Genomic DNA, 19,738 nt, shown 5'->3' on the forward strand with positions numbered 1-19,738 from the left:
CCTCGCCGTCAATTATAAACTCAAGATTAGGCCGGCGCACCCCCATTACCCAAGGTCCGCGCCCTATCGCGTTGATGGTACCAGTCGAACGCCGGCACCATCAACCGCGTTCCCGCCATGTTGTCTTCACTCAAACCACCCGGTTGAGCGCCGATCGCCTGACGCTTGCCGCAAGCCGCGCCAGCGCATCCATCAAAATCTGCTCATCGACATCCCGCCCGATCAACACGATACGGTTCTGCCGGGCGTCGCCGGGCCAAGCCTTGAGATCATCAGGCGAATGCAGCAGGCCCTGCACGACGTGCAGCACGGTCGGGCCGGTAGCATCCTCGACATCGAGCATCGCCTTCATCCGCAGCAGCATCGGGCCGAATAGATTGATGGTGTGATCGAGCCACGCTTCCAGCGCATCCTTTTCGATGGTCCCACGGAATGCCAGCGACGCGGTCGCGATGGGCGCGGGCTCTCCCGAGCAGATCATATTCGCCGGCTTGATCAGCGCGCGCGGCAGATCCAGCACCTCCGGCCAGAACATCGCCATCGTCGCCGTATCCGGCAGGATGATCTCTTGGACCGCGTGTGGATTGATCGACGCCAGCGCCTGCTGCACCGTCGGCGTTGCGTCGGCTGTCACAAGGTCTGTCTTGGTCAGCAGCAGCCGGTCGGCGAGCGCTATCTGCATCCGCGCTTCCGGATGTTTTTCCACCGTGTCTGCAAAGGCTCGCACGTCCACCACAGTCACGATCCCGGCAAAGGCAAAATTCCGGTTGAAGAACGCATCGGCGATCAGGTCTTCGAGAACGTTGGCGGGATCGGACAATCCGCTGGTCTCAACCACGACGCGCTTGAACGGTGCGAGCTTTTCATCGCGGGTTCGCCGCCACAGATTGGTCAGCGCCGGCGCAAGACTCCCCTTGGTGCGGCAACACAGGCAGCCGCCTTCCAGCATCACCACCGTATCGGCGCCCTGCTCCACCAGCATATGATCGAGCCCGACATCGCCGGCCTCGTTGATGACCACGGCGGTGTCGGAAAACGCCGGCGTCGCCAGCAGGCCATTGAGCATCGTCGTCTTGCCGGCGCCAAGAAATCCCGTCAGCAGAACGAGCGGTATGCGGTTCATGCGTCGATTTGTCTGTGCAGCAGGCGGATGGCAGCAGCCACCGCTTCCAGCCGGACGTTATCACGGCTGCCGGGGAACACATGGCGCTCTGACAGGATCGGAACGCCCTTGCGTGCGGCCGCGATAAAGATGGTTCCGACCGGGTTCTTGGCGTTGCCGCCGCCGGGGCCGGCATAACCGGTGACGGCGATGGTCACTGCCGCACCCGAATTCGACAGCAATCCTTCCGCAAGGCCTTGCGTGACTTCGGCGCTGACGGCGCCGTGTTGCGCCGATACGGATTCGGCGACACCCAGTCCCGTCGCCTTGGCGGACTCGTGGTACAGCACGTAGCCACGATCGAAAATCTGCGACGCACCGGAAACCGAGGTCAGGCAGGCGCTGACAAGGCCAGCGGTGACGGTTTCGGCGGCGGCCAGACGAATATTCTTTTTCTTCGCTGCCTCGAGCGCGGCCGAAGCCAGCGCCAGCAATTCCCTGGGAAAAATCGTCTCGCCGTCCTTGAGTATCGTTGACATGTCGGCCTCTCGCAGTTGTTCGATATCGAACGATGGATATTAGCGCAGCATGAAGTCAACTGGCGCGTGGGCTTGGTTCCAGAAAGTGGTCATGAACTGGACCTCCATTTCGGCCCGACCGCTTGCCGCAACGCCAAATTTCGTCTTTGCTGGCGGCGCCGATGCCCTGGGGTTTTCCGTGCTGATTTCTCTTGACCGCGACAATTCGCAAAGCCTGCAGGAGCAGATCTACACGCGGATCCGCGAGCAGATTATGGCGGGGGTTTTGCGGCCGGGTTCGCCGGTGCCGTCGTCGCGGATTCTCGCCGCCCAGCTCAAAGTATCGCGCAATTCGGTGATCTTCGGCTATGAGCGGCTGATCAACGAAGGCTATCTGGTCGCGCGCCCCATGGTCGGCACTTTCATTGCCGACATTCTGCCGGACCAGGCGGTAGGCGCGACGCCGAACGACAGCACCGAGGATCTTTCCGAAATTTCGGAATCCCGCGGGGCCCACGTGTTTTCCGGCCGGCAACACGGCATCCTGAACAATTCCAGTATCCCGATCGATTTCTGGACCCAGCGCACCGATCCGCGCGCCTTTCCGTTGAAGACATGGCGCCGGCTGGTGATGCAATCGCTGGCTTCCGCGGGACATAACCTCACCGAATATGGCGACCCCTGCGGGCTGATGGCGCTGCGCACCGAGATTGCCGAGCATGTCGGCAGCACGCGCGGCATTCAGGTGCGGCCCGAGCAAGTGGTCATCCTTGCCGGCGCGCAGCTCGCGCTCAATCTCGTGCTGCGCCTGCTCGCCTCTCAGGGCGACGAGATCGTGGTGGAGAATCCCTGCAACCAGGGCGCCGCCTATCTGTTCGAGAGTCACCACATGCGGCTGCGGCCGATCACCATTGACCGCTCGGGGATCGATGCCAACGCCGTCGCCGCCACCGACGCGCGGCTGGTTTACCTGACGCCCTCGCATCAGTTTCCGATGGGCGCGACGCTTTCACTTGAGAAGAGGCGGACGATCCTGCGCTGGGCGCAACGCACCGGCGCCTATGTGATCGAGGATGATTACGACAGCGAGTTCCGCTACGACGGCGCGCCGCTGCCGGCGATGAAGGCGCTCGGTCCCGACCACGTGATCTATCTCGGCACCTTCTCAAAATCGCTCGGTGCGGGACTGCGAACCGGCTTTGCGATTTTTCCCGAACATCTGGTGGATGCCGCCGCGACCGCCAAGGCGCTGCTGGACAATGGCCAGGTCTGGCTCGAACAGGCCGCGCTCGCGCGCTTCATGCAGAATGGCGGCTTCATGCGGCACCTGCGGCGCAGCCAGCAGCATTATTTTTCACGGCGCAACGCGCTGATCAGCCGGATGCGCGAGCGTTTTGGCGATGTCGATCTGCTGGGTACCGAAGCCGGAACGCATATCGCCTGGCGACTGCCCGCCGCGTTCGTCCCGGCCCATAACATCAAGGCGATTGCCCGCACGAAAAATATCGGCATCTACACCGTGCAGTCCGGCGGCGGCCACGAATATGACGGATCGCAATTCGAGCAGAACTGGCTGCTGCTCGGCTACGCCTCATTGTCGGAAGACCAGATCCGCGCGGGTATAGATCGTCTTGAGGAAGCTTTGAAGACGAACGAGATCACGCATGGGAGCGCGCAGCTTTCGCGCTCGCCGCTGGCGCCAAGCTGATGGCGATGCATGACCGCCGATAACACCTACACCGAACCGACCACCGGCTATTGGCAGGAGCTGACGCCAGAGGTCCCTGCCCGCTTCTCGGCGACGGCACCGTTTCGCTTCGGCTATCCGGTCACGCTGCCCTGCGGCCGCATCCTGGTTTTGCCGCTGCGCCGATTGCCCGATGGCCATCGCGCCGTCGCGTCGCTGATTGCCAACCAGGCCTCGAACATTGTTGTGGCGGCGCTGGCGGACCATATGGCCGCGCAGGCCCGTGCGCTCGATGCCGAAATCATTGCCGGGCTGCCGACGCTGGGCCTCGCCTTCGCCTCACTGGTGGCCGAGCGGCTCGGGCAATCGCGCTATGTGCCGCTCGGGTATTCGCGAAAATTCTGGTACGACGACGCGCTGTCCGAGCCGGTCGTCTCGATCACCAGCCCGGAGGCTGGCAAGCGACTGCGGCTGGATCCGAACCTGTTGCCCCTGATCGAGGGGCGGCGGATCGCGCTGGTCGATGATGCTATCTCCACCGGCGCGACAGCGGTCGCCGCGGTGCGGCTGTTGCGCAAGGCCGGCGCCGAAGTCGCCGGCATGATCGTCGCGATGAAGCAAACCAATCGCTGGGAAGCGGAAGTCGCGGCACTCTCTGCCCCGCTTGCGGTCCGCGCGGTATATGGCTGCCCGCTCTTCCAGCGCAGCGACGCCGGCTGGATGCCGCTTAGTGAGACGCAGCCAGCTATTCCCTGAAATTACAAATCACCCGAAGAAGTCAGTAGCGGACAGAGTTTTCGCCAACCGCGCTAAACAATCAGTGTTTCTTTGCACTCGCGCTCTGTTCCGCCGTGCAGGAAATCAGCAGCGTGAATGTCCTCGCGTTGCGCGCGATGTCGGACGTTTTCAGCTCACTTTTGGCGTCAGCGGTTTGATAAGACACCACGCTGTTGTCCAGAAAATCCCTGAGCATGCCGGTCTTGATCGCGAAATTTATATTCTCGGGGATATTGCCGGTCGCCTTGGCGAATTTCAACGCGTTCAGCTTCGCGGCAACCATTCCAACCACCTGGCCGGCATTGTCCAGCAGCGGGCCGCCGCTGTTCCCCGGTTGAACCGCAGCGCTGATTTGCAAATAGCGGGTATCGTTCAGGACGCCGCTCAGCGAACTTACGATCCCGGTCGTGACCGTGAGGTCGGACGTCAGCAACCCGTGAAACGGATAGCCAATGGCCGTGACGCTGTCGCCGGGACGGATCGCCTTGTCCCTGATAGTCGCGACATCCTTGAACGGACTCGGCGCCTGAAGCAAAGCCAGATCGTTTGTTTCGTCGCTTGAAACGAGACGCAGCTTGACCGGCGCATCGCCGCTCAAATTACCCATGATATCGCCGACACAGCCATCGACCACATGCTGATTGGTGACGATATGCCCGTTATTGCTGATCACGAATCCCGTACCGGTTTGAGTACCCGTCTTGGGCGCCGCCTGCGCAGGCGGAGCGGATTCTTCCGCGCTCGCCACAACTGCTTTTGCCGCCGGTTTCGGAGCAACCGCCACGAACTCCCCGACGTTACCGACTCCGACCTCCTTCACCTTCGACACACAATTGACCAGTGTCGGCAGCAGGACAGACGTGCCGGTCATTGCAAATTGAAAGAGCTGGCCTTGGGCAAAGGCGGACATCGCTTTCGATTTGCGGAATTGAGCGATCAAGGCCGAATTGTCAGGCATATCCACCGCAAGCAGATTTTTGCTGATAACGGCCGCCTGCACATTGAACGGCTGCTGCCCATCGAATGTGAGAACAATCGGGAAATTCTGGCCGGAATTCAAATTCCAGCTTTCGCTGGCAAATCCCAATTTCCAGGACATATTGGCGCCAACGATGACGAAAACCGTGATCCCGCTTTTATACGGAGCCAACGCCATGCAGGAGGTGAATTCCCCATTGGTGTCGTTGGTGAATGCACCGCCCTTCCAATTTCCGACATTCAGCGAACCGTAAGGCCCGCGTGCCTGCGCACCGGAAATCGCCAGCACAAGACTCAAAGCAACCAAAACAGTACGCCGCATAACCGCCCCCGGTGTGTCTCGACACGTCTACAACTTGACGGAGGCTCCGGCAGAGTCAATACGCGCCATTCCAATTTTGGAAGAGCTTGGTGAATAGCCGGGGGAGAATGAACCGGCACGCATGGAGGCCATTCTTCTGCGCGATAGACAACATTGCTTCCGCGCGTCAGAATTACTTCCGACACCGGGGGTAGGACACCATGAAAATTCAGATGTTTGCGGGGCGGCCAATGGCGGCCTCGATGTTGGCGGCTGTTTCGATCGCTCTCTTGGCGACGACTGCGATACCCGCCCACGCCCAGCAGCGCAGCTCTGCTGCGGCGAGCGTCGGCAACAACGATCTTGGCGGCGTGGTGCGCAGTGCGAAGGGGCCGGAGGCCGGCGTCTGGGTGATTGCCGAGACGACGGATACGCCGACGCGATTGACCAAGATTGTCGTCACCGACGATCGCGGCCGTTATCTGGTTCCGGATCTGCCAAAAGGCAATTACCAGGTCTGGGTCCGCGGCTATGGGCTGATTGACTCCGTGAAAATTCCGGTAACCCTTGGTCAGACAAACCTTGGCAAGACGCTCGACCTGACGGCGGTGCCCGCGCCGACGCCGGCCGCCGCCGCGCAATATTATCCGCCGATCTACTGGTTTTCGTTGCTATCGGTACCTGCGAAGACCGAATTCCCGATCGATCAAATCAAGAGCCAGGGCGAATGGTTGAACACCGTCAAAAGCGGCGCCTGCCAATCCTGTCATGCGCTGGGCACACCCGGTACCCGGACCATCAGCAAGCGACTCGGCACGTTCAAGGACTCGGCCGACGCCTGGGCGGAACGGCTGACGGCCGGAAGCGCGTCGGCGTTCATGGCGCGTGACATCACCAAGCTCGGTACGCAGCGGGCGCTCGAACTGTTCGGCAAATGGACGGACAAAATCGCGGGAGGCGAACTGCCGTTCGTGACCCCGTCGCGTCCGGAAGGCATCGCGCGCAACGTCGTGGTCACCGAATGGGAATGGAGCGAACCGACCGCCTATCTGCATGACGAAGTCGCGACCGATCGCTGGGACCCCTCGGTGAATGCCAAGGGCAAACTCTATGGGTCTACCGAGGACAGCACGGACTTCATGCCGGTGCTGGATCCCGTCGCCAGCGCCGATAGCGGCGTACAAATTCCAGTGCGCGATCCGAACACGCCGAATGTCACCGCGCGCCCGCATGGCTTCTCGCCATCATGGGGACCCAACGCGATCTGGAACAGCCAGACCATCACGCATAATCCGATGATGGACGAGAAAGGCCGGATCTGGCTCACGTCGCAGATTCGTCCGCCGGCCAACCCCGACTGGTGCAAGGCCGGATCGAGCCAGCCCTCGGCCAAGGCGTTTCCGATCAACCTGTCGAACCGCAATATCGCGATGTACGATCCGCCGTCGCAGAAATTCACGCTGCTCAGCACGTGCTTTCCCACCCACCACCTCGCCTTCTCCCGCGACCACGACAGGCTGTTCTTCTCAGCCGGCGTCGTGGGTCCCGCCGTGTTGGGCTGGCTTGACGTGAAGAAGTTCGAACAGACCAAGGATGAGGAAGCGTCGCAGGCATGGACGCCCTTCATCGTGGACACGTCTGGGGACGGCAAACGGGGCGACTATGTCGAACCCGACAAACCGGTCGAGCCCGGCAAGGACAAGCGCATCGCCGTCAATGAATACGCGATCGCCGTCAGCCCCAGCGATGGGGCCGTCTGGGGCACCGTGATCGGCTATCCCGGCGCGATCGTGCGCACTGTACTGGGCACAAACCCGATCGAGACTGCTCTGTCCGAGATTTATGAGCCGCCGCTGCCGGGCTACGGTCCGCGTGGCGGCGACATCGATGCCGACGGCGTTTACTGGGCGGCGCTCGCTAGCGGGCACGTCGGCAGTTTCGACCGGCGCAAATGCAAGGTGCTGAACGGTCCGACTGCGACCGGGCAACACTGCCCGGAAGGCTGGACGCTGTATCAGTTGCCCGGCCCGCAAATGCGCGACGTGAAAGACGCCGGGAGTGCCGAGGCGAGTTATTATGTCTGGGTCGACTGGTTCAACACATTCGGTCTCGGGAAGAACGTGCCGATCATCATGGGCAATCTTAACAGTTCGATCTTCGCGCTGGTCGACGGCAAATTGATCAACTTCACCGTTCCCTACCCGATGGGCTTCTTTCCCAAGAACGTCGATGGCCGGATCGACGATGCTTCCACTGGCTGGAAGGGCAACGGGTTGTGGACCACCTATGGAACGCGAGCCATGTTCCACCTTGAAGGCGGAACGGCCAATCGCCCGCGCGCGGTGCGGCTGCAGCTTCGCCCCGATCCACTCGCCCACTGACCGGCGAAATTGGCGAGAGCGGAAATCGCTCTCGCCGACATTCCTGAAATGCGGAAAGCCAAGTACGCCATGTTTCGAATCCTCGCCATCGCGGCGTTTTTCGTTGCCCTAGCGGCTCCCGTGAAGGCGCAGACCTTTCCGGACCGGCCCGTCCGCATCCTGGTGCCTTACGCGCCCGGCGGGATCACCGACATTGCGGCGCGGCTGGTCGGCGGCAAACTTGGCGAATATTGGGGCCACCAGGTCGTCGTGGAAAACCGGCCAGGCGGCAATGGCCTGATCGCGATGACGGCCGCCGTCAGGGCAGATCCCGACGGCTATACGCTGGTCATGGCCAGCGGCGGCGATGTTGCGCTCAACCCCGCGCTGATGGAGAAAATGCCCTATGACGTCGAGCGCGATCTCGTTCCGATCACGGGCGTCAGCGATGCGCCGATCGTGCTCGCGGCCAACAGCGCCAGCCCGTACAAATCGGTCGTGGATGTGATCGCCGCCAGCAAGGCAAATCCGGGCTCCGTCGACATCGGCACGCCGGGGATCGGCAGCATCACTCATCTTGTACTGGAGTGGTTCGCACTGAGCACCGGCACGAAGCTGCAAAACGTGCCGTTCAAAGGCGGCGCCCCCGCTGTACAGGCGCTTGTCTCCGGCGTGGTGCCTCTCGGTATCATGGCCAGTTCGTCGGTCGCGCCGAATCTCGCGGGCGGGACCTTGCGCGTGCTCGGCGTCACCTCGGCCAAGCGATCAACACTCAATCCCGAATGGCGGACGCTCCAGGAGCAGGGCGTGGCGGATGTCAACGCGTCGAACTGGACGGCATTGTTCGCGCCAAAGGGAACACCTCAGGCGATCGTCGATAAACTCAATGCCGATGTCGTGAGGGCGCTCAATTCACCCGACGTCAGAGAACGCTTTGCATCGGGCGGCGTGCAGGTCATTCCGTCCACGCCGGGCGAACTCGCGGCGCGATTGAAGAGCGAACTGGCGATCTTCCGGACGGTGATCGCCAAGTCCGGCATGCATCTCGAATAGAGTGCGGCTGGCCGCCTCACATCAGGGGCGTCCAGTTCACGGGCGTCCAGTGCGTGGCCGCAGCCATGCCATGATCACGTCGTGCGGCGTCCGGCGGCTGCGCGGCAGGCTGTATCGTTGGAGCATGGTTTTTGCAAAAGCCAGTGCCTGCCCGCCGGATTGCCGTTTCTCGCGCGCCAGCGCCATCCACTCGCGAATAATGGCGCGTCGTGTTTTTCGCGTGACCATCTGGATTTCCTTTTGCGGCTATTCCGATCATCGGATGGCGCGCTATGCCGCCTGTTGGACCGGATAGTCCTGCGATCGTCGCGCCAGAATCGCGCAACCGCATTCATGCACGGCGCCGCGCACGATCACGAAGCCGCGTTTCGCCACGGAGGCGCGAAGGCTGTCATTCGCTGCCGGCTTCTGAGCATCGACCCAAACCACCAGCACCGCGTGAGGGCTGAGGAAGTTCATCAGCCAATCCATCGTCGGCTCAAGCGCGTGAAGCGTGCGTCGGCGCCAATCCACCAGCGCAACATCGTACTGACCGGTTGGACGGCCGCAATTGCCCGCGGCTGCCGCCAGCAAATATCCACGCCGGTGCAGTTCCATCGTCAATTCTATCCCCTTCGAGCCGGCGACCAGGATGCGTTGGCGCGTTGAGCAGCCCGCGAGCGCGAGCATCGGATCGACAATTCGGTCGCCAGCGGCAATTTGAGCGGAAGACATTTGAGGAGAAGACATTTGAGCAGAAGACATGGCATCACCTGTTTTCATGCGAGATTGCTTGACTCACATGGGCCAATATCTTCCTGACGAGATTTAATTTCGAGAGTGCCCCGGCCTCGGTTTTATATGAGCCGCATAAGATCGCCGTGAGGCACTATTCCGCTTTTAGAAAACTACGCTCCGAATCCCCTCGAATCCATACACCTTCGCTGTCATCTTTACGGGCGAGCATTCACCGATCGTGGTGCGCCTCCGACGAATGGTCCGGCATCCTGATCGCGCAGTTGATGTGTTCTCGTGTCTTGCTGCGCGTGGAAATTCCGTAAATTCGCCGATGAGGCATTGCGCGTTACCTGGAGGCCAAGATGCCGGTCTATTGTGCATATATCGTTGGGCTTCACGACCGAACCATCGGCGTGGTTCAACTGGATTGTCATGACGACGAGTCCGCCATCAAATCCGCGAGACGGCTCGTCGACGACCACCCTGTGGAGGTTTGGCAGACGGACAGGCCGGTGGCCAGACTGGACGCCCTGTCCAAACAGACGCACAAGACATAGCGCCGGCGATGGGCTCACAAGCCTGGTAATGCCGCGCTTGTCACGACGGCGACCATGACCCCGGATGTTCGTTTAGCGGTATCTCATTTCACCTGGCTTGCGGTGTGATGAACACTACCGGATGCGGCGACCATTCCCGGGCGAGCTTTTCGGCCTCGGCGATCTCGGCGCGGGTCATCAGCGCAGCTACCTTGTCACGCTGCTCCAGCGCCGTTTCCTTCGATGAACCGAAGGAAGCCACGCCAAGCGGGTCTGGCGATCTGATGTCGCCAAGCTTCGCCGCCAGCGTGAACCACATATAGGCCTGGACGTTGTCCTTTGAGATGCCGCGTCCCGACGCATACATCGCCGCGAGATTGTATTGCGGGCTATGCATCAGCGTCAGATGGCTTGAATCGTAGACCTTGTTGGCAGCACGGCGATACCACGCCAGCGCATCGGCGTCGCTTTGCTGCAAGGAGAGACCGTTCTCATAGGCGATTCCGAGAATATTCTGCGCGTAAGGAGAATCCTGTTCGGCAGCCAGGCGAAACCATTTGACCGCCTCGTCGTAATCTCTGGGAACCCCAAGCCCGACGGCGTACATATCGCCGAGATTGTTCTGTGCCGCCACGAAATCCTGGTCTGCGGCGCGGCGAAACCAGTTCACCGCCTCCGCACTGTCTTGCGTCACACCCCAGCCCTGCCGATACATAATCCCCATATCGTTCTGGGCGATCGCCAAACCTTTGTCGGCAGCCGGGCGAAGCCATTTGATCGCCTCGGCATAGTTTTGCGGCACTCCGATGCCCTTCGCATACATCGCACTGAGCCGATGCTGGGCATAGCTGTTGCCTTGATCGGCCAGCGACCGGAATAACCGCAGCGCCGTCGGATAATCTCCATGACCCGCAGCAGCGGTGGCATCCTCGAGCGGACCGGCAATGACGGGGGCGCAAGCCAGAACCGTCAGGACGATGGCGAGCATCTGCGCGACAGAACATCGTCTGAGCATATGGTTGGACCTCAACCATCGAAATCTTCAAGACCGCATGGCGCTGGTTCACGGATGCGGAATAACCGGGGGGTAGTGTAGCTGCGCTATCCACTCCGGCGCCAGCCCTTCGCGGCCCTGGGAAAGCCGCTCGTGATGCGGGATCCTCGCCGATGACAGCCGACCTACTGCGGCTTTATGGGCTCAGCCTGTTTGGCGCCGTCCCGGCCTTTAACGGCCACCGCCTGACGGTCGCGGGCGGCGAGTAACTCTTTCTTCAGTTTCGACGTTTCGTCGGTGGTCAGGGTCGGTGTTTGCCGATCCGGCGGCATATCCTCCACCGGGAGATAGCCGCTCGTTTTCGCAGGCGCGACGACCTCGGCCCGCGCGTCCATCAACGATGAACCCGTCGTGGAAGTCGCACAGCCGCCAAGCGAGAAGCTCAACAGCAGCAGCGCTGCTGCGGCGCGCCCCGCCATCCGTTCATTGAAATACGCAATACCCATCCGTACTCGTTCTACTGATATTGCGGGCCAATTATGACTGTGGGCCACGAGCCGGCGCGGTTCTGCCGGACTGGTTAAAATGCAGTTTCGGCGAGATGAACGGCGAGATTAACAAAGGCGGCGCAAATATGATTTTACCGGCAGCGATGCCGGCGCTGTAGCAAGGCGGTCACACTCGGACTCAATATCGATGCCGACCCATTCCTGCCTTGTTTGGGCAAAAGTCGCTCGCCAGAACTCCACCCTCTGAAATGGAGTTCGGTGATGTCGTCTGTCAAAGCCATTGCTACCCTGGCGTCCGTCGCCGCGATCGCTTCTTCGGCATTTGCGCTCAGCTGGGTAGGACTTGCGCTGCTTGGCTTTTGACGTGCCTTTGAAATGCACCGGTAGCCCGGTCGCCCAACGAGCGCGCCCTGAACGCGCTACCTCGGCCCCGCGCTCTTCGATTTTTGCCACGTTCGCTCGTGCTCAGCCAACACTCTCCGCCGCGTCGATGCCCAGCCGCGCGAGCACACGCGTGTAGGTTTCCGCCGGCCGCGTGACATCGAACCACTCGGCTTGCATACCCGCGGCGAGTGCACCGGCGATATTACGTGGCTGGTCATCGACCATCAGGCAGCGTTCAATTGGCGCACCGAGCGCGTCCGCCGCAGCCTGATAGGCGCGCCGGTCAGGCTTCAGGATGCCGGTATAGGTGGCATCCACGATTTCGTGCATAAGTTTCATGATAAATAGCTTGGCGCCGAAGCCGGGACCGTTGAACAGGTCAAGCTCGTTCGACAACACGCCGACTTTCCGCCCGGCGTCACGGACGGCGCGCACCGCGGCGAGCGCCTCCGGGCGCGTCGTGGCGTCGATCGGATCGTCTGGCGCGGGGGCCATCAACATGCGCGGAACGGTCCACTCCTCCCCGACCAGGCGGCCGACTTCAGCGGCGCGCCGGTGCCAATATTCCCGCTCGCTGATCCGGTCGGCGAGCATGTCGCGCCATAACTCGTCATTGTCGGGATCAAACGGACCGCGCCAGCGCAAGGTGCCGGGTGCGAGGCCGAGCCTGCGTTCGATTTGAGGCTGACGTTCGAAGGTGGTTCGGCAGATGACGCCACCGTAGTCCAGTACAAGCGCTATCGGTACTTCAGGCGAAGTCATTGACACAATCCTCGGCGAGCACGGTTACTGAGCGAGCTCGAATGCCGCTGGCGCGGGTTTCTGTCCGTCTGGCTGCGCCTCCTCATCGAGCAGCCGCTGGATCAGCCGCCGCGCCAGCACCAATGCCTGGTCATGCGCGATGTTCATCGGCTGGAAGGGCCGGCCGCTCTGCAGCGCCTTCTGCTGCACTTCGATGATGTCCTTGTCCTCCTTGAAGGCGCGGCTCACGCCGTCGAACACGACGTCGATCGCTTCCGAGGTTTCCGTCTTGAAGTTCGCCGCATGCGTGAACCAGTAATGGGTGCTGGTCGACGTTTCCGGTGTCTGGACCGAGCAGTGCCGGTACTGCATGGCCTCGGGTACCAGCCGCCCCTCATGTGCGCCGGTGCCGGCGGGCGCAGAGCCGGTGTATAAGCGCACAAACGACGGCGCGAACCATTCGTAGATTTGCCAACGGTCGGCCGGCCCCTGGAACGTGGCGATGCTGCTTCGGTTTGCCTGGATCCGGTCGTTGTAATAACGGCGCGTGATCTTGAGGCCGCCTTCGATCGGCTCGACCTGCGCACGCGTCGACGCCGTGCTGGGCGTTCCGATCGTCGTGCTGTGGACATAGGTCAGGTGCGAGAAGTCGAGCAAATTGTCGACGATGAGCGTGTACGGGGCATGATAGTGCAAATAGGAGCGCTTCTTGCGCCACGCCGGATCGGTGTGCCACTCAAAGCGGATGATCCTGCCGGGGTCGGCCTTCGCCGGTTCGCCCATCCAGATCCAGATCAATTCGTCACGCTCGGTCACCTGATAGCTGCGTACGCAAGCGCGCTGCGGAATCATTTCCTGTCCCGGGATTTCGGTACATTGGCCCTCCGCATTGAAGAGCATACCGTGATAAGGGCAGCGCAGGCTGTCACCCTCCCGTCGGCCGGCGTGCAACGGCGCACCACGGTGACAACAGCGATTCTCAAGCGCAACGATCCGGCCATCCGCAGCGCGATAGAAAACGATCGACTCGCCGAGCAGCGTTCGCTCAAGGACATTGTCGGCTGAAATCTCATCCGCCCAACCGGCAACATACCAGCAATTGCGGACGAAGCGGTCGACGTGAGTCTCGATCTGCATCATGGAAGTATCCTCCTTATCAGATGAATTGCTTGCCACCGTCGACGACAAGCGTTTGTCCGGTAACGAACGCGGCCAGCGGCGAAGCCAGGTACAGTGCTGCGCCGACCACGTCATCGGGCATCGCCGCTCGCCGGATCGCGCCACGCTGCGCGCCGTAATTCGCCGCATCCGGGATCAAGCCAAGGCTGGCATCGGTGAGCGTAATTCCTGGCGCGATCGCGTTGACGGTGATGCCGTGGGGGCCGAGCTCGGTGGCGAGTACGCGCGTCAAAGCGATCACGCCGCCCTTGCTGGAGACGTAATGTGCCCATAATTGCGTGCCGCTAAAGACCGTGGCCGACGCGAGGTTAACGATGTGCCCGCCTGACTTGAGCATCCATGGCCGCACCGCGCGAGCCATCAGAAAAGGCCCCTTCAGGTTCACCATCATCACGCGGTCCCATTCCGCCGGGTCGAGTTCGTGGAAGCCGGCACGGGTCAACCCGGCGTAAATCGCCGCGTTGTTGACGAGCACGTCGATACGCTCGCGGCCGGACACCGCATGCGCGGCCTCCCGGGCAAATCGCCTGGTGCTTTCCTCCTGCGTCACATCGAGCGGCAAGCCGACGATGCGCTGCTCGCGATAACGGCTCGCCAGACCGTCGGCGACGCCCTTCACCGCATCCGCGGCGATATCCCCGAGCACAAGGTCCGCCCCCGCCGCCGCAAATGCTTCCGCGAACGCCAGCCCAAGCCCACCCGCAGCGCCGGTGATCAGGATCGTACGGCCGTGAAAATCAAGCGCTGGGGCGGCGGCATTCATCACGGTTCTCTACTCAGTTCGCCAGCACTTCGACCGTGCCGGCGGTGCCATCGACCCGCAGTCTTTGGCCGGTTTTGATCACCGCGCTCGCCGAGCCGGTCGCAGTGACGGCGGGAAGTCCATATTCGCGGCACACAATGGCCGCGTGCGACATCATCCCGCCGATGTCGGTTACGGTGGCGCTGATCTTGCTGAAAACCGGGGCCCAACTGGGCGCGGTGACCGGTGCAACGAGAATCTCGCCGTCCCGGATCTGATCGAGTTCGTCGGGCGAGCGAATAACGCGCGCCAGACCTTCAACGACCCCAGGCGACGCCCCCATTCCCTCAAGCCGCGAGCTATCGGCCGGACCTTTCAACCAGACGGAGATGCGGTCGGTGGTGATGCCCCACAGCATGATGGTGAAAGGCTCGGTTACGACCGCAGGCGGCTCGTTGAGAGCCGGCTCGGGCCGATGTTGGGCCAGGGCATCCATGGTCTTTCTCCGCTGCGCGATCCGCTGCGGCCAAAAATGGGGCCCAGTCGGGGCGCCTCCCACCGCCCACGCGGAGCAGTAGTCCCACAGCGCGTCCCGGACTTCATTGCGACTTAGAAAGAACAGCCCTTCCGGGTCCGACCAAAAGCCGGCCGTGATGAAGAGCCGGTTCAGCTCCCGCATCTTTCGCCAGAATACGCCAAGCGACCAATGCTCGATGTAAAAATTGTGATTTTCGACGTAAGGGAAAACCGTACGTGCAAGGCCGAGCTTTTGTTCGAAAACCGGCCGCACCTCTTGGTTCAAAAGCTCCGCATATTCCTTGGTAATGCGCTCGCGCTCGGCGGCCACTTGCGCGGTCGGCCGCTCGATCGTGACGCCCTTCCTGAGTTGAACGATGTAGTTCCGTATGTACCCGAGCGGAATATCGAGGTGCTCGATCCAATATTTGTCGGATGAGTAGAAACCGTTCCCCGAGGTAAAGTTGAACCACGGGTTCTGCGCAGCGGTCCAGGCTTCAAGCCACTGCTTGCCCTTGGGGAGTGCGGCGACCGCACCAAGGGCCTGCTCGACTGAGCCGCTCATCAGCGCCGTGTCAACGCCGGTCTCAACAGCCAGATGGGCAAGCTTCTTGAGTTCGTCGTCGGGCCGAAACAGATCGACGTCGATGCCCTGGACCATCCGGGCGATGGCTTGATCCGGAATACTCGGGAATTGCTCTTTGCAGAAACCAAAGAAATCGAGATAGGCCGCGTAACCCAGATTGAGAAACTCGAAATGATACTGCCAGGCCTTGTAACAAAGCTGCAACGCGGATTCGTAATTTTCCATCAGGTAGTAAGTGTTGTCGAGGCCACGCCCTTCAAACACCCATTCTTTCGGAACCATGTCCGGTAATTGTTCATACCGGAGTGCTTCCAACGCATCGATGACACCGCGCACCTTGACGTGCCAGTTATCCAGCAGCTTGTTCCAGTTCTGAAAATAGAAGCCCGCGCGTTCGAGAAAATGCGGCACGCGTTCGGGAATCTTCTCGGGCGCGACCGCGATCGGGCTCAAATAGAGATAACCATTGTGTATCCGGTAATCGACGCCATTGGCCGGAGGCACGAGCAAATGACGCGTGTTGTATTGACCCAGGCACTTGACCGCATAGTCGGTCATGATGGTGTCGAACGGCCGGAATGGCGTCGGCCAGTGCTGGGCGTCACAGAACCAAAACTGTTTTTCGTCGTCCTTCCTCCGCTCCTCCTGAAACAACGAATAATACGGATAGAGATCACGCCAATTCTCGGCGCCTTTTGGCGCCTTCTGCTCGTAGGGACTCGGGAATTTTGCCTGCGCGTTCATGTCGTCTCCCCCGGTTTTTTTATGATCATTGTTTCCGCAATGCCAAAGGCGCCATCAAGGTGCTCAGCACACCCTCAATTCCGGGCGCGTAGCTTTTGGACAGCACCGGGCTACATGCTTTTTTGCTCCACACTGTCTCCGGCCGGCACTGAAGCAGGACGACGCCCTCATCTTCGGTCTTTTGCGGATCGATTGCCCATTCGACATCCTGCGGCGCACCGAAGGAGCGATCGACCGCTTTGACGACACGTGCGACGGCACGGATTTGCGCTTCGGTGAGGCTCGCCACGTTCCGCCGGGCTTCCTCCACCTCACGCAAGACAGTCGTTTGATTGGCGATATCGGCCACGAGTTCGGTGGGTTTGCTGGCAACGACCCGCTTGATGGGCTCCAGCAAGACCTTGTCCACGACGAAGTAATCCGGCGTCGCCAGGCCGGAGACCAGCGGCTCACCCAATCCCCATACGGATTCGATGACAATCTTGGACCGATCGCCATTCGAGGGGTCGAGACTCATGGCGACGCCCGCAGCGCGGGCATCGACCATTTGCTGAACCCCCACGGCCATGGCCTGATCGAGATGGACGAGGTTATGTTTGTCGCGATACGCCATCGCGCGCGCAGTGAACAGGCTCGCCCAACAATCCCGAACCCGATCGACGACGGCGTTTGCACCTACCGTCCATAAATATGTGTCGCCCTGGCCCGCGAAACTGGCGTCAGGCATGTCTTCGGAGGTGCCGGAAGAGCGTACAGCCACCGGCAAATCGCCGCCGGCCCGGGCGCAGAGCTTGTCATAGCCAAATCGAATTGCGTCGGTGATGCGACCGGGAATTGCTTCCGACCTGATCAGTTCCCGGATTTCGCTCGCGATCCTGGCTTGCGCTCCGACCTCGTTCGAGGGGGCCGCTCCGACCCGCGTCTGAATCTCGCTGCCGAGGTTACGCGCGGCCAGTGTTTCAAGGTAAGCTTGGGTCGTCACCGCAAAACCAGGCGGGACTGTCGCGCCGGCTGCTATAAGTGAAGCCAGCCCGGCGCACTTTCCACCGATGAGCGAAACGTCGCGGTTTGACGCCTGCTCGAATGCGATCACGTATTGGTCGCCTTCCTGGACACCCATCTTGTCGCGTTTCCGGCCGGTTTTTGTCTCGTTGGAGCGACTCTTACACCTTTCAGAACGTTTGTTTGGCTGACTCTACCTCTGTTTCACCAGGTGAAACGGTGTTATCAAGGGGCGGGTAAAGGGTTCGGGCCCAAACACAGGCTTTGTGGCGGATCCCGCGCGGCGGCAACCAGCGCGGTCCCCGCCAGGAGGACCAGGCTTTCACTGGGGCAAACATCGCGGCCTACCGCATGAGCACAAAAACAATACGCGCCCTGGATCGAGGATTAGACGTCCTGCGGATCATTCAGGAGTCGAAGGCGGTGAGCCTGAACGATCTGCATCTGGCTACGAGGCTGCCAAAGGCGACACTGCTGCGAATTCTCAAAACCCTGATCGGGAGTGAACTTGTCTGGCAGCGGATCGCTGATGGCGCTTATGTCCCGAGCTATACATTTTCAAAGCGAGCCAGAGTATTTGACGAGGAAACCCATCTTGCAGAAGTCGCGGCACCGATTTTGGCGGACCTCTGCAAGCGTGTTCGCTGGCCATCAGCTTTGCTGAGTCCGCGGCTGGATCATATGGTGACGATTGAATCCAACCGGCCGATGTCCGATTTTGACTATATTATCTCTCCAAACCCCGTTGGCTCGTTCAACGTGAACATGTTGCGTTCAGCCTCGGGGCGATGCTACCTCGCTTATTGTTCGCCGAAGGAAAGAGCCGCAATTCTTGCGCGTTTGCGGAAAAGCGGCCGTCCAGGCGATGCGCTGGCGCACAACGCGGCCAAGCTTGACAGGGTGCTCGCCGACGTACGTGCTCGCGGATGCGGCGTTCGCGATCGGGATTTTGGCGGTGACTACGACCTTCCCAGAAATCAGGTAAATGACGGCCGGAATTCCATCGCGGTTCCAGTCTATGCCGGCGACGAAGTCGTCGGATGCGTCAATCTCACCTGGATCGCCAGGGTCGCCACTGTGCCCATCATTATCGAGCGCTTTCTCCCGCAGCTGAACGAAGCCGCTGGGTCCATCAGCAAGCGAATGACAGCGTGATTCTGTTCGCGTGAAAACTCTCCCGGCCCTGAGCCCTCGCTGGACTCTGTTCAGAGTGATAGCATGGAATCTCGTCCACGGAGGATTCGGCTGGAATAGCCGCTTGTCGCAACCTCAATGTGAGATCAGTAACGGAACGGTAGTGTCCCGCAGCAAACATCGGGTCACACCGCCAAAGATCATCTCAGTTGTTCGCGCATGGCTATAAGCGCCGACAACAATCAGATCACTATTGTGGCGCTTCGCAAAGCCAAGGATGGCGTCAGCTACCTGCCCGCCATTGGACTGGACCCGTTCGACAACTACCTTGGCTCCATGACGCGATAGATAGAGAGCCACGTCCGCGCCGGGCTCCTCGCCATGACGGGAGTTCTTCTGGGGATCCACCACCAGGATGGTAACGGAACGTGCACCGACGAGAAGGGGAAGCGCATCGGCGACCGCGCGCCGCGCCTCACGGCTGGCATTCCACGCGACGATAACGTGCTCGGCGGCGGGGCCAGTCCAACGCTCCGGCAACAAGAGAAAGGGCACGCCGGTGGCCAGCAGAAGTGTTTCCGCCGACCACTCGCGCGGCAATCCACCCAATTGTGGGCCACCGACGATCACCAGATCGGAATGCAGTGCATTCAGCGCAGCACCCTCGTTGGCTTCACCATGACGGAGGAAACGGAACTCGAAGCTAATGTCCTCACGGGTTGAGACCGCCGAAAAGCTCTGGCTGGCAGCGTTCGTCGCGGCCGATTCAACCGCCGCATGGCGTTCGACGAGTTGCCGGATCGCCGCTTTCCCTCGAACGAAAGATTCCGACGGATTGCCGTCCCACCCCATCGGCACCACGAAGATTCCTATCAGGTGCGATCCGTGATGGAGCGCCAGTTTAACGGCATAGGCGGCACGCGCCTCGCCGACCGCCGACGGATCGATGAAGACAGCTATCGTTTTTAGCGACATTGAAAATTCTCTCATGTCACGATCGGGGCTGGCAAAGGTCGAACCCAACCTCGCCTTCTGGGAAGCCAACAGACGTTCGGATCGTCACCTTGAGCGCCTCAACGAAGAACTGCACCTTCGCCGGCATGTTCAGTCCCAATCGCTAACTCTTTGAGAGCCTAATTTCCAATTGGTCGATCGCCGTTGATTTGAATCAAGCCGCC

Annotated in this window: 18 protein-coding genes; 5 read left to right on the plus strand and 13 right to left on the minus strand. The window is 60.9% G+C overall.

Features of this window, described 5'->3' with window-relative positions:
• Positions 1-130 precede the first annotated feature (130 nt).
• Together HB676_RS22175 and HB676_RS22180 are read right to left on the minus strand one after the other, a co-directional pair.
• On the minus strand, positions 131-1,123 hold the full coding sequence (locus tag HB676_RS22175; RefSeq protein WP_213740367.1) for a GTP-binding protein: 993 nt from the start codon (positions 1,121-1,123) through the stop codon (positions 131-133).
• Positions 1,120-1,641, minus strand: coding sequence for a CinA family protein (locus HB676_RS22180; RefSeq protein ID WP_213740369.1), 522 nt, complete (start codon positions 1,639-1,641; stop codon positions 1,120-1,122). The genes HB676_RS22175 and HB676_RS22180 overlap by 4 nt, the downstream gene beginning before the upstream one ends.
• Before the next feature lie 49 nt (positions 1,642-1,690).
• On the opposite strand from HB676_RS22180, the gene HB676_RS22185 reads away from it, so the two are divergent.
• Together HB676_RS22185 and HB676_RS22190 are read left to right on the plus strand one after the other, a co-directional pair.
• Positions 1,691-3,328, plus strand: coding sequence for a PLP-dependent aminotransferase family protein (locus HB676_RS22185; RefSeq protein WP_213740371.1), 1,638 nt, complete (start codon positions 1,691-1,693; stop codon positions 3,326-3,328).
• 9 nt (positions 3,329-3,337) lie between these two features.
• Entirely contained in the window at positions 3,338-4,063 is a 726-nt protein-coding gene (locus HB676_RS22190) for a phosphoribosyltransferase (protein ID WP_213740373.1), read from the plus strand.
• Positions 4,064-4,124: 61 nt separating this feature from the next.
• Here HB676_RS22190 and HB676_RS22195 read toward each other — a convergent pair whose 3' ends face one another.
• Positions 4,125-5,384 carry a serine protease gene (locus HB676_RS22195; RefSeq protein ID WP_213740375.1) on the minus strand — a complete coding sequence of 420 codons (1,260 nt, stop codon included), beginning with the start codon at positions 5,382-5,384 and terminating at the stop codon, positions 4,125-4,127.
• A 200-nt stretch (positions 5,385-5,584) separates the two neighbouring features.
• Between HB676_RS22195 and HB676_RS22200 the strand changes: the two genes are divergently transcribed.
• Entirely contained in the window at positions 5,585-7,744 is a 2,160-nt protein-coding gene (locus tag HB676_RS22200; RefSeq protein WP_249780393.1) for a carboxypeptidase-like regulatory domain-containing protein, read from the plus strand.
• 69 nt (positions 7,745-7,813) lie between these two features.
• The gene (locus HB676_RS22205) at positions 7,814-8,776 is read left to right on the plus strand and encodes a tripartite tricarboxylate transporter substrate binding protein (RefSeq protein ID WP_213740376.1); all 963 of its coding nucleotides are present in this window, start codon (positions 7,814-7,816) and stop codon (positions 8,774-8,776) included.
• A gap of 36 nt (positions 8,777-8,812) precedes the next feature.
• Here the strand turns inward: HB676_RS22205 and HB676_RS22210 are convergent, their stop codons facing one another.
• The 9 genes from HB676_RS22210 to HB676_RS22250 all read right to left on the minus strand — a co-directional run bounded on the left by HB676_RS22210 (position 8,813) and on the right by HB676_RS22250 (position 17,517).
• Positions 8,813-9,004, minus strand: a complete 192-nt coding sequence (locus HB676_RS22210; RefSeq protein ID WP_213740378.1) for a hypothetical protein — start codon at positions 9,002-9,004, stop codon at positions 8,813-8,815.
• Between the two features lie 42 nt (positions 9,005-9,046).
• Positions 9,047-9,520 carry a hypothetical protein gene (locus tag HB676_RS22215; RefSeq protein ID WP_213740380.1) on the minus strand — a complete coding sequence of 158 codons (474 nt, stop codon included), beginning with the start codon at positions 9,518-9,520 and terminating at the stop codon, positions 9,047-9,049.
• Positions 9,521-10,138: 618 nt separating this feature from the next.
• Entirely contained in the window at positions 10,139-11,017 is an 879-nt protein-coding gene (locus HB676_RS22220) for a tetratricopeptide repeat protein (protein WP_213740381.1), read from the minus strand.
• A gap of 191 nt (positions 11,018-11,208) precedes the next feature.
• Complete coding sequence (locus tag HB676_RS22225; RefSeq protein ID WP_213740383.1) at positions 11,209-11,529, minus strand: hypothetical protein; 321 nt, start codon at positions 11,527-11,529, stop codon at positions 11,209-11,211.
• Between the two features lie 468 nt (positions 11,530-11,997).
• Positions 11,998-12,678, minus strand: coding sequence for an HAD-IA family hydrolase (locus tag HB676_RS22230; protein ID WP_213740385.1), 681 nt, complete (start codon positions 12,676-12,678; stop codon positions 11,998-12,000).
• Positions 12,679-12,702: 24 nt separating this feature from the next.
• Positions 12,703-13,797, minus strand: a complete 1,095-nt coding sequence (locus HB676_RS22235; protein ID WP_213740387.1) for an aromatic ring-hydroxylating dioxygenase subunit alpha — start codon at positions 13,795-13,797, stop codon at positions 12,703-12,705.
• A gap of 16 nt (positions 13,798-13,813) precedes the next feature.
• On the minus strand, positions 13,814-14,599 hold the full coding sequence (locus HB676_RS22240) for an SDR family oxidoreductase (RefSeq protein ID WP_213740389.1): 786 nt from the start codon (positions 14,597-14,599) through the stop codon (positions 13,814-13,816).
• A gap of 13 nt (positions 14,600-14,612) precedes the next feature.
• Entirely contained in the window at positions 14,613-16,424 is a 1,812-nt protein-coding gene (locus HB676_RS22245; RefSeq protein ID WP_213740391.1) for a PEP-utilizing enzyme, read from the minus strand.
• A gap of 25 nt (positions 16,425-16,449) precedes the next feature.
• Complete coding sequence (locus HB676_RS22250) at positions 16,450-17,517, minus strand: PEP/pyruvate-binding domain-containing protein (RefSeq protein ID WP_213740393.1); 1,068 nt, start codon at positions 17,515-17,517, stop codon at positions 16,450-16,452.
• Between the two features lie 260 nt (positions 17,518-17,777).
• Here HB676_RS22250 and HB676_RS22255 point away from each other — a divergent pair, with 260 nt between their 5' ends.
• On the plus strand, positions 17,778-18,581 hold the full coding sequence (locus HB676_RS22255) for a helix-turn-helix domain-containing protein (RefSeq protein WP_213740395.1): 804 nt from the start codon (positions 17,778-17,780) through the stop codon (positions 18,579-18,581).
• 114 nt (positions 18,582-18,695) lie between these two features.
• Here HB676_RS22255 and HB676_RS22260 read toward each other — a convergent pair whose 3' ends face one another.
• Complete coding sequence (locus HB676_RS22260; RefSeq protein WP_213740397.1) at positions 18,696-19,535, minus strand: universal stress protein; 840 nt, start codon at positions 19,533-19,535, stop codon at positions 18,696-18,698.
• Positions 19,536-19,738 lie beyond the last annotated feature (203 nt).

The organism is Bradyrhizobium sp. dw_411, from assembly GCF_018449695.1.
In the GTDB taxonomy this organism is placed as follows: domain Bacteria; phylum Pseudomonadota; class Alphaproteobacteria; order Rhizobiales; family Xanthobacteraceae; genus Bradyrhizobium.